Origin of the sequence: Geodermatophilus obscurus (assembly GCF_900143215.1) — a bacterium.
In the GTDB taxonomy this organism is placed as follows: Bacteria; Actinomycetota; Actinomycetes; order Mycobacteriales; family Geodermatophilaceae; genus Geodermatophilus; species Geodermatophilus obscurus_A.
On sequence record NZ_FRDM01000046.1, the window covers coordinates 19,012 to 29,279 of the forward strand.

A 10,268-nucleotide genomic window follows, 5' to 3' on the forward strand; every position below is an offset into this window, starting at 1 on the left:
TCAGCGGGGGTGCCGCGTGGTCGGGGCCACCGTGCACAGATCCACCGCCGCCCCACATCCCGTCCACAGGATCTCCCCCGTGGGTCCACAGACGGTCACTCAACGAACGGAGCTGTACCGGAAGCCGCTCACGGAGCGTAGCGGGAGGCCGGGTGTCCGGCCCGTGGCGAGTGCCCGCAGGTCACCGGGCGAGCGCGGTCACCCGGTTGCCGCCGGCGCCCTTGGACCGGTACATCGCCTGGTCGGCCCGGCCGAGCACCTCGTGCCCCTCGTCCCCGGGCCGGACCACGGTGACGCCGATGCTCGCGGTGACCCCGGAGCCGGCGCCCACGGCCGCCACGGCGTCCCGCAACCGGGTGGCCAGCGGCTCGCCCTCGTCGGGGGCCGCCTCGGCCAGGACGGCGAACTCGTCGCCGCCCAGCCGGGCCACCGTGTCGGTCTCCCGGACCACGCCGCTCAGCGCCGCGGTCACCGCTCGCAGGACGGCGTCGCCGGCGGCGTGGCCGCTGCGATCGTTGACGCCCTTGAAGCCGTCGAGGTCGACCAGGCAGACCACCCACCCCCCGGCGGCGGGGTCCGCGGCGCGATCCAGCCGGTCGAGGAAGGCCCGGCGGTTGAGGCAGCCGGTCAGCGGGTCGGTGGCGGCGAGCACCTCGGAGGTGCGCAGCAGCAGCTGCTGGCGCTCGTAGGACTCCCACTGGTTGGCCGAGGCCATGGCGCAGAGCACCGTGTAGGTGCCCATGACCACGCCGATGAAGGACGCCGAGGCGTCCAGCCCGCCGCCGGCTACGCAGACCAGGTAGGCGCCGGTCATCACGGCGCCCATCACGACCACGCCCCACGGCGGGTAGGCCACGGCCAGGAAGCCGAGGGTGATGAACAGCAGCGCGTACAGCGGGCTGCCCGCCCCGCCGTCCACCCAGGAGCCGACGGCGACCAGCCCGGTGACCGCGAGGCTCCAGCCGTAGAAGAGCAGGCTGCCACGGCGGTCGCGGACCATCGCGGCCACCGGGAGCACGAGCAGCAGCGGGGCCGCCAGGACCGCGGTGCCGGCGAGAACCAGGAGGACGACGGTGCGCGTGGGAGTGCCCGGGGTCAGCAGCGCGTAACCGATCACTGCCAGGGCGCTGACCTCGGTGAGCCAGACGCCCAGGCGCACGTGGCGCACCCAGTAGGCGGCCCGGTCGTCGTCGGCAGCCAGCTGCCGGTAGAGCGCGGCACGCAGCCCGGCCCGGCGACCGCGCCCTCCGTTCCCACGAGGAGAGCGGCGGTCCGGAACCGTCCTGTCGTCCATGGCCCCAGCATCGTCGCGGTGTGGCTGCCCCTTGACCGACCTCACCCCCGGAGAGTGGCTCACCGGACCGCGGCGAGACCTCCGCCACGCCTGCCGCCGTCCGCGCGGGGTAGGAGGCTCGCATGGCACGCAGCGGGGACACCTCCAGCCACCAGGGGATGGCCGACGCCGGACGCGACACGGTCGGCCCGTTGGTGCTCGACGCCTGGGACGCCTTCCTCGAGCAGGCCGCGGCCGTCGACCTCGACCGACCCACCCGGCTGCCCGGCTGGCGGGCGCACGAGGTGTGCGTGCACCTGGGCCTCTGGGACGACCACGCAGCCCTGCCCGACCTCGTCGCCTCGGCGCGGGCCGGAGGAGCCGGGACGCCGCCGGACGTCGACGCGACGAACGCGCGGGTGACCGCGGCGCACCGGAACGCCTCCCGGGAAGAGGTGCTCGCCGCGCTGCGCCGCAACCGGGACGCCACCGCCCGCTACCTGACCGAGGAGCCCGCGGAGCTGGACACCGCCCCCGCGGTCGCCGTCGTCGGCCGGCTGCCGCTGCTCAGCGTCGTCCTCGGCCAGGCCTACGAGCTGGCGGTGCACGGGCTGGACCTGGTGCCCCTGGGGGCGCCCCCTCCCCCGCCGGCGGTGCTGCAGTCGGGCCTGGCCGCGCTGGCCGACGTGACCGGCGCGCTGGCGGCCCGCGAGCACGTCGAAGGCGGGGCGACACTGGCGACGCCGGAGGGCGGCTGGACCTTCGCCGCGGACGGCGCCGGCTGGACGGTGCGCCGGACCTCCGCGGGCGACGTCCGCGGCACCGCGGTGGAGGCTCCGGCGGAACTGCTCCTGGAGGCCGCCTCCGGCCGGGCGAACCCGGTCGCCGCGCTGGCCCGGCGGCGGCTGCGGGTCCACGAGCTGGGCGGCCTGCTGGCCCTGGCGCCGATCGTGCAGTCGGCACCGGGCATCCCCGGCGGCCCGATCCTGGCGCTGGCGGCGCAGACGCTCGGCGGTGTCGGCGGGCTGGTGGGCCGGCTGCGCGGACGGCGGTAGACGCGACGCGGCCGCCGGGGGGCACTCCCCCGGCGGCCGCGTCGGTGTGGCCGGTCCGCCCTCAGCAGGCGCCGCCCAGCGAGATGCCGTGCGACTGGAGCCACGGCATCGGGTTGACCCGGCTGGCGTAGAGCCCGCCCTGGTGGACCTCGAAGTGCAGGTGCGGCCCGGTGGACTGGCCCTTGTTGCCGACGTCGGCGATGTGGTCCCCGGCCTGGACGACCTGGCCGGCGCTGACGAAGAACTGGTTGACGTGCCCGTAGAGGGTGATCTGGCCGTCGCCGTGCTGCACGTAGACGGCCTGGCCGAAGCCGCTGGCCGGGCCGGCCTGCAGGACGACGCCGTCCTCGGGCACGTGGATCGGGGTGCCGATGGGCGCGGCGATGTCGACGCCCTGGTGCATGGTCCCCCAGCGCGGACCGAAGCAGGAGGTGACGCGGCCCGCCGTCGGCATGCCGGAGGTGCCGGACGCGCTGGCGAGGGCCTGCTGCTGCTGGGCCTGGCGGGCGTTCCACGCGGCGGCGGCGTCGGCGGCGCCCTGCGCGGCGAGCATGCGCTCACCGGCCTTGCGGAGCTCCTCGTCCAGACGGGCCTTCTCCGCCGCACGGGCGTCGTAGTCGGCCTGCGCCCGGGCGAGGTGGTCGTTGGCGGCCCGCTCGGCCTCGTCGGCGGCACGGGCGAGCTCACCGAGCTTGGCGACAGCGGCCTTGGCGGCGCGGTCGGCCTCCTCGACCCGGGCCTCGACGACGAGGAACTCCCGCAGCCGGTCGGCGCGGTGGTCGCCGATGACCTCCATGGTCGCGGCCTGCTGCAGCAGCTCGGTGGGGCTCGTCGCATCGAGCACCATCTCGAGGTCGCCGTAGCGGTTGTCGGCGCCCATGTAGGCCTCGCGGCTGAGCTCGGCGATGTCGTCCTCGGCCTCGGCGACGGCGGCCTGGGCGGCGGCGAACTCCGCGGCGGTCCGCTCGGCCTCGGCCTGGCCGTGGGCGAGCTGCGCGCGGGCGACCAGCGCGGCGTCGGCGGCCGCCTCGGCCTCCACGGTCATCCGCTGGAGCTGCTCCTCGGCTGCCTCGACCTGGGCCTCGATCTGCTCGACCTGCGCAGCGAGCGAGGCCTGCTCGGAGGCGGCGGGAGCGGGGGCGGCAGCGGCGACGACAGGAGTGCCGGCCAGGAGCCCGGCCACCGCGGCGGCGACGACGACGACCCGGCGCGGTGCGCTCAGGCGGCTGCGGGGTGAGGTGGCGCAGCGGACCACGGTGTGCTGGCGGTGCAGGGTCGCCAAGGCGACGGTTCTCCCATCCTCGCAACCGCCTACCGAGTTAGCTGACGGGTTCGGGCCGGACGGCGCCCTACCTGCCTGCGCGACACCCGCGCAGGCAGGACTCACCCCAGAGGTTCGGTGGGTCCCCGGTCCGCCTCGGCCCCGGAAGGGGACGTCGACGGTTCGGCGGGGCCGTGCCGAGGCCCTCGGTTTCCGAGGAGCTGAGCCCGGCAAGGCCGTCGGGAAAGCTACACGGATCCGCGCTCCGGGTCACGATCGGGTAACGCAACCGGGGCGCCTCCTTGCCGCTGCGGACGGCACCCACTACGAACTGTCAGCGCTCAATCGCGGAGCGGCAACCCGCGGTGCGGGTGTGACACGCGAGGCGAGCAGCACGATCGCCGGGATGCCGGGGGTTTCCCCCCGCGCCTGGCCTCCACGCCCGGTGCCGGCTGTGATCTCGCCCACGGAACAACCCGATCGGGGGGCTGTGGACGCCGTCCGGGCGCCGTCCACAGGGCTCGCCACCTCTCGGCGGGATGGTGTACCGGCGCGCACAGGAGCCGTTCGGTGGCGGCCGGGAGCGACGCCTAGGGTCGACCGAGGAAGCCCGGCGGGAGTGCGCGGGCCGGATGGCGGGAGGACGCGGGTGTCGGCCCGGAGGAAGGTCGCCGCTGCCGTCGGGGTCGCCGCGGTGGCCGGCGCCGCGGTGGCGCTGTCGCAGTACGTGCCGCCGAACGAGCGCGGCCGGGCGGTCACGGCCGGGGACCTGAGCGGCTCCCTCGTCGGCGCCGGGGCGAGCAGCCAGCAGGCGGCCATGCAGGGCTGGACCGCGGGGTACTCGGGGGTGCAGCCCGGCGTGACCGTGGACTACGACCCGGTGGGCTCCGGCGGTGGCCGCGAGCAGTTCGTCGCCGGCGGCATCGACTTCGCCGGCTCCGACGCCCCGCTCGACGAGGAGGAGCTCGTCGCGGCCCGCGAGCGCTGCGGCGGGGAGGTCTTCGAGCTGCCCAACTACATCTCCCCGATCGCGGTGGTGCACAACGTGCCCGGCGTCCCGGACCTGGGTCTGTCCCCCGCGACACTGGCCCGGGTCTTCGACGGCCGGATCACCAACTGGAACGACCCGGCGATCGCCGCGGACAACCCCGGCGCCTCGCTCCCGGACCTGCCGATCACGCCGGTGAACCGCTCCGACGAGTCGGGCACCACCGAGAACTTCACCGAGTACCTGGCCGCCGCGGCCGGCGAGGCGTGGACGTACGAGCCGGACGGCGAGTGGCCCGTGGCGGGCGGCGAGGCAGCCCAGGGCAACTCCGGGGTGGTGGCCGCCGTGGCCGGTGGCCGGGGGACCGTCGGGTACGCCGACCTCTCACAGGCCGGCGACCTGGGTGTGGCGAGGATCGGCGTCGGCGGGGAGTTCGTCACGCCGACTCCGGAGGCCGCGGCGGCCGTCGTCGAGGGGTCCGAGCCGCTGCCCGGCCGCGGGCCGTACGACTTCGCCCTCGAGCTGGACCGGACCACCGCCGAGTCCGGCGAGTACCCGATCGTGCTGGTCAGCTACCACCTGGGCTGCATCGGGTACGAGGACCAGCTCACCGCTGACCTGGTCGCGGACTTCATGACGTACGTGACGAGCGAGGAGGGTCAGGCCGCGGCGGCCGAGGTCGCCGGCTCCGCGCCCATCTCCGACGCACTGCGGGAGCAGGCCCGGACGGCGATCGACGCCATCAGCACCGCGTCCTGAGGCGGCCCGCGCATCTGGCAGGCTGGACACGTCGGGGCGGTAGCTCAGCCGGTCAGAGCATGGGACTCATAATCCCTGGGTCGTGGGTTCGAGCCCCACCCGCCCCACCGGCTTCAGTCGACGCTCGATCGCTGCTTAATCGCCGACGGTCGCCCTAAAGATTGCGGCACCCCGACTCCTTCTGCGTCTCGTCGAGCAGCAGTCAAGACACCACTTCCGTTGGCGGAAGTCAACGGCAGCTGTTGACCATCCGGTCGGCCGCGTCCTCGGCTCGGCGGTACCCGTCGGCGGCTGCGGCACCTGCCACAAGTGAGGGCGTCCCCAAGTCCATGGCCTTTTCCGCCGTGATCGACCCGCTCTCGTACCGCAGCATCACCTCGTGGTGCTCCCGGACTGCAACATCCAGGTCGCGCGCATACAGCAAGGCCTCCGACTTGGCGTCGGCCGTCTGCAAGCAGTAGTCCGCTCCGGATCCTGTCACCACATCATCGGCGAGTTCTCCAGTGGTTCCGCAGTACTTGAGCCAGCTCTGGGCCTCGTCGAGGTAGGAAGCCAAGGTGTCGGCCGCCACAACTCCTTCGTGAAGCGAAGGCGCCCCGTCAACGACAGGTCGGCCGGTCGGCACGTCCATCTCACTCGAATGCCGATCAAACGCCTGTTGCAGTTTGTCGCCGAACGCCGTGACAGCGTCAACGAACGCCAGCACGGGTGCACACTTGCGGAAGACATCGCTGATGTTGTGTAGGTCGTGTTGAGCCGCCGACAACTCAGGCTGCTGTTCAATGAGTTCGTTGGGTCCTGTCAATTTCGCGACGTCCGAAGAGGCCGCAAAAACGAGTCCGTAGAAGGCATCCATATCCTCACGGTATTTGACGAGCTCCTGATATTCCTGCTCCCACGAGGTTAACCTGCGATCCTCGTCACGGAAGTCGAACCAATGGCCGGGGCAGGCAAGCGTCGGGTCACGCCGAACCTCCTCAAGGCTCTCTGCCGTTTCGCCCTTCTCGGCGGGAGCGGTGCACACGACGAGGTAGGGGTTCTCAACCTCGAGCAGAGGTCCGAACTCGTTGTACTGCCGGACGGTCAGCACCTGTACCGTGTTGACCGCCTGGTCACCGTAAACCAGTCTCCTGACGGCGCTTGAGGGTTCGATCAGCGTCCGCGTGTAGGCGATGCGATGAGGAGATGGCGGGGGCCGCTGTGCGCCCGGTGCCAACACCGGGGCCTCAACGCGCTCGATGAGTTCTTCGTAGTACGCATCTCGAACAGGAAGGGGCACCTTCTCGGTGCCAGCCTCTCCGTCTGAAGGCGCCGAGGTCGGTCCGGTGCCGTCGGCCCTCCTGTAGTCGTGATACTCCTCGATGCCCATGACCGTCCGGGGGAGCATCTCGGGACCATGCCCGCCCGTACGCTGCAATACGAGCCGGTCCCCCTTGGCCACGGCAAGCGTGACTCTGAGCTCTAGGGTCTCGAGGTAGGCGTCCTGCCCGTCATCCGGCACAGGGATCAGCACGTTCTCACGTATGCTTTCCTTGGGTTCGACCCATGTTCCATCTTCTGCGACGGGTCCAAGTTGGAGCACCGCTGAAGAACTCGCCACAGTACTGCGATGGACGGACAGGTCATCCCCGGCGTTGGGATCGTCCTCATCAAACTCGCCATATCGGCGCACCGTGTATGGCGAGCGACATTCCGGATCAGTTACGGGCGCCAATTCCTCGAAGAAGCAGGATGCGGCAAGCCTCTCCTGATCCACCTCGTTCAACGCTTCGGGAAGATCTCGAGGGTCGTGTCTGATGCGGACGGCCACGTATTGCGAAGAAACAATTTGAACCGTCGTGCCGCTGTCGTTTTTCAGCACCACGTCACCCTCGAACAGCCGAGAGCCAGGCGCGCCTCCCATCGCCTCCTCGGGCAACGACACTTCCTTCAGTTCGGCAGTCACAGTGAGGGTCGCGCCAATGGTCCCGGGCTTGTACTGCTGCGTGTACCACCACTGCACTCCCCCGAAGAGGAGTGTGACGGACAGCCCCCCGGCGACAAGGCGTCCACCGATCGCCGTCCAGCTCACCTGGAAATCGGCGTACTTAGCCGTGCTCCACCACCCGAGGACGGCCCCCACCACCGAGGCGACCACGACACAAGCCCAAGGCACCCATGCCGGAAAGGGTTGTAGGCGGCTCGGAGCGAGGTCAGGCGCCTGATACTGCATCACGAACAGGTAGCCGCCGACGAGCGTTCCGGCGGCGCCTGCCGCGACTGCTCCGACCCGCCCGTGCGTGCACCACCACCGTTTCCGAAGCAGGACCGCACTTCCGGTGAAGAGGATCAATCCGGCCACAGCGAACGCGAGCCCGATGAGCTTGTACTGCAGGTCGGCGGCGGACAGGACGTCAAGCAGGCCCACCCAGGTGGCGAAGACCCCGACTGCTGCAAAGAGACCGGCGGCGGCCCACGCCGACCTCGAGTCCGAGATGCGACCGGAGAGCCACCGGCGAGGACTGCGGGAGCCTTGGTCGCTGGGGGCACTGGGAGAGGGCCTAACAAAGACATTCGGGGGCCACACGGGAGGACCACCAGAACCTGACCCAGGAGGGCTTGAGGTCATGGGGTTCACCTCGGCTTCGACGCATCACATGCCCGGGACGGCACGCGTCGCTAGCGACGCTAGGTTGGTGCCGTCACGACTACGTCACCGGACTATCACCGAACGTCTGCGCCGATCAGTCCACGCCCGCCCACGACCAGGACGTGAGCGGCAAGTTGGGGAGTGTTGCCAGGCGACGTGACACCTGGCATGGCTGATGCTGCGACGTCGCCGAGGGCGGCTGAGCCGGGGACCACCACGTCCCTGACTGTCGCCGCCTCCCCTCGGAGCCTGTCGCGACGTTTCACACAACACCCGAGTATTCGACGGCCTACGCTCCCGCGTGTCCTGCTTCTTCGCAGCTGAGCACAGCGCACAGCGCGTGAGCACTCATAATCCCTGGGTCGTGGGTTCGAGCCCCACCCGCCCCACCGGTAAGCCCCTACCTGGGATGGGCGACGGTCAAGCGACGACGGGTGCGCGTTCCCTGCGCGCGGAGACCAGCACGCCGACCCCGACGACGAGCATCAGCACTTGGAACGCCGGCACGGCCAGCCCCTGGAAGGCACTCTGCAGGCCGCTGTAGGCGACATCGACCCCGACCGCGACCGAGATGAACCCGGCCAGCGCGGTTACCCAGCCGATCCAGGCGGCCAGGGCGCGGGTGACCAGCATCGTCGCGCCGAACAGCAGCAGGGCGAGCCCCAGCGTCACGCGGAAGTACCTCTGCAGGCCCCACTCGGTCCAGCGCACGACTTCTGCGTCGCCGAGGCGGGCGGCCCGCTCGGGTCCGTCGGCGGCGACCCAGGCATCCACGGCCTGCTTCAGCGTCACACCGTCGACGGCCTGCAGCACGGCCCACACCGCGGCGGTGGCCACCGTCATCCCGGCGGCGAACGCCGACAGTCGGCCGGCCCGCGGCCGCAGCACCTGATGCAGGACGATCAGCCCGCCCAGGGCGACCAGCACGTCGACGAACTGCGCGAAGTGCACCCACTCCCACGTGGCGCTCGCCGCATACCTGGCGAAGATGTCCTCGTGGACGTCCTCGTTGCCACCGGGATGGAACAGCACGGTGACCAGGGTGGTGAAGAGGAACCCTCCCAGGAGCAGCGCCCCACTGGAGCGCAGCAACTCACGGTCGGTCTGGATGCCCGGTGGCGACGTCATGGCTACCCCCTCCGCCGAACGGCGGCCACGGGATGAGGGTAGTAACTGCACCGGCCGTCGAGATCGGGTCGCGCCGCGGGCGCAGTCCGCCGGTCCACTGCCACTGCCACTGCCACTGCCACTGCCACTGCCACTGCCACTGCCACTGCCACTGCCACTGCTAGGTACGGATATCACTGCATGGGCCGGTCGCGCGGTCGAGTCTGAGACGATCGACCGCGACCGTCGCGAGGCCTGGAACACGCCTGTGCCGAGGATCCATGACACTCGGCACCTCCCTGCTGGAGAAGGGGAAGCCGGATGTCACGCCGCCGAGTGAGGATCATGCCGGCTTCGTTGCCCGCTGAGGTCGCCGACAACAACGCGTACTCATACGGTGTGCTCGACGGGGAAACCCTGCACGTCTCCGGCATGGTGGCCTTCGCCCCCGACGGCTCCTACGTGGGGATCGGGGATGTCCAGGCCCAGGCGGTCCAGGTCTTCGAGAACCTCGCTGCGGTCGTCGAAGCGGCCGGAGGCACCCTCGACGACGTCGTGTCGACCACGACCTATCTCGCTGCCGCCGACTACGCCGCTGCTGTCGGCTCAGTACGAAGACGTTTCTTCACCGGCTCCGTTCCACCGACATCGACCGTGGTCGTCGCACCCATGGCTCGCGAGCAGTTCCTCGTGGAGGTCGCGGCGATCGCCCACATCCCCGACTGAGGACCACCCTCCGGGCATCGGCGCGGGGCGGCGAGGAGTTCCCAAGAGGGTCAGTCCTGCGCGGTGGCCACGGGGCGCCGAGGTCGCGAACCTCGGCCGGCGCGCACACGGCGCCCACAGCGCGCTCGGAGACGCGCCCGTCCTGCGCGGCGGCCGCGCGTTCCGCGGGGGCGCTCAGCCTTGATCCGCCGGTGAGCTTTTTCAGCTGATGTGATCCTGCTCGGTGGAATGGTTCCTGGTGATGGGCGTGCGGTGATCGCCGGTCGGGCCGGCTCTTCCACGTCGGTCGTTCCTCGCGCCCGGTGCTGGGCTGGGTGGTCAGGCCGCGGCCGTGCCCGGTGGTGCGAGGGTGGCGGTGAACAGCTGCTGGTAGCCGGTCTGCCAGGGCCAGTTCCGCGGCAGGTGCAGGCGTAGGCGCCGGGCTGAGGAGGCGATCCGCGCCGGGACGTTGATCAGCTGCGCGCGGATCG

The 10,268-nt window shown here is 71.3% G+C and carries 7 protein-coding genes, 1 tRNA gene, 1 pseudogene and 1 riboswitch; of the genes and pseudogenes, 4 read left to right on the forward strand and 5 right to left on the reverse strand.

The features are described from left to right. Positions 1-181: 181 nt before the first annotated feature. On the reverse strand, positions 182-1,294 hold the full coding sequence (locus tag BUB17_RS22565; RefSeq protein WP_072920907.1) for a GGDEF domain-containing protein: 1,113 nt from the start codon (positions 1,292-1,294) through the stop codon (positions 182-184). A gap of 122 nt (positions 1,295-1,416) precedes the next feature. Here BUB17_RS22565 and BUB17_RS22570 point away from each other — a divergent pair, with 122 nt between their 5' ends. Beyond that, positions 1,417-2,328 carry a maleylpyruvate isomerase N-terminal domain-containing protein gene (locus BUB17_RS22570; protein ID WP_072920908.1) on the forward strand — a complete coding sequence of 304 codons (912 nt, stop codon included), beginning with the start codon at positions 1,417-1,419 and terminating at the stop codon, positions 2,326-2,328. A gap of 61 nt (positions 2,329-2,389) precedes the next feature. Here BUB17_RS22570 and BUB17_RS22575 read toward each other — a convergent pair whose 3' ends face one another. Then, positions 2,390-3,610: a M23 family metallopeptidase gene (locus BUB17_RS22575; RefSeq protein WP_072920909.1), complete on the reverse strand. Its 1,221-nt coding sequence runs from the start codon at positions 3,608-3,610 to the stop codon at positions 2,390-2,392. A gap of 11 nt (positions 3,611-3,621) precedes the next feature. After that, a riboswitch (cyclic di-AMP (ydaO/yuaA leader) is annotated at positions 3,622-3,788 on the reverse strand. A 450-nt stretch (positions 3,789-4,238) separates the two neighbouring features. Between BUB17_RS22575 and pstS the strand changes: the two genes are divergently transcribed. Next, positions 4,239-5,336 carry a phosphate ABC transporter substrate-binding protein PstS gene (gene pstS / locus BUB17_RS22580; RefSeq protein WP_072920910.1) on the forward strand — a complete coding sequence of 366 codons (1,098 nt, stop codon included), beginning with the start codon at positions 4,239-4,241 and terminating at the stop codon, positions 5,334-5,336. Between the two features lie 33 nt (positions 5,337-5,369). Next, positions 5,370-5,443 (forward strand) — tRNA-Ile (locus BUB17_RS22585). A gap of 122 nt (positions 5,444-5,565) precedes the next feature. Here BUB17_RS22585 and BUB17_RS22590 read toward each other — a convergent pair. Continuing rightward, positions 5,566-7,743 carry a hypothetical protein gene (locus BUB17_RS22590; protein ID WP_072920911.1) on the reverse strand — a complete coding sequence of 726 codons (2,178 nt, stop codon included), beginning with the start codon at positions 7,741-7,743 and terminating at the stop codon, positions 5,566-5,568. A 642-nt stretch (positions 7,744-8,385) separates the two neighbouring features. Next, positions 8,386-9,093, reverse strand: a complete 708-nt coding sequence (locus BUB17_RS22595) for a hypothetical protein (RefSeq protein WP_072920912.1) — start codon at positions 9,091-9,093, stop codon at positions 8,386-8,388. A 324-nt stretch (positions 9,094-9,417) separates the two neighbouring features. Here BUB17_RS22595 and BUB17_RS22605 point away from each other — a divergent pair, with 324 nt between their 5' ends. After that, positions 9,418-9,798 carry a RidA family protein gene (locus BUB17_RS22605; RefSeq protein WP_072920914.1) on the forward strand — a complete coding sequence of 127 codons (381 nt, stop codon included), beginning with the start codon at positions 9,418-9,420 and terminating at the stop codon, positions 9,796-9,798. A 318-nt stretch (positions 9,799-10,116) separates the two neighbouring features. On the opposite strand, the pseudogene BUB17_RS26355 reads toward BUB17_RS22605, so the two are convergent. Continuing rightward, positions 10,117-10,268: pseudogene (locus tag BUB17_RS26355) on the reverse strand (IS1380 family transposase); the annotation flags it as partial.

What these genes read in the sequence shown, in the direction of transcription:
- BUB17_RS22595 (WP_072920912.1), bottom strand. Translation starts at nt 9,093, where the DNA reads ATGACGTCGCCACCGGGCATCCAGACCGACCGTGAGTTGCTGCGCTCC.
- BUB17_RS22570 (WP_072920908.1), top strand. Translation starts at nt 1,417, where the DNA reads ATGGCACGCAGCGGGGACACCTCCAGCCACCAGGGGATGGCCGACGCC.
- BUB17_RS22565 (WP_072920907.1), bottom strand. Translation starts at nt 1,294, where the DNA reads ATGGACGACAGGACGGTTCCGGACCGCCGCTCTCCTCGTGGGAACGGA.
- BUB17_RS22605 (WP_072920914.1), top strand. Translation starts at nt 9,418, where the DNA reads ATGCCGGCTTCGTTGCCCGCTGAGGTCGCCGACAACAACGCGTACTCA.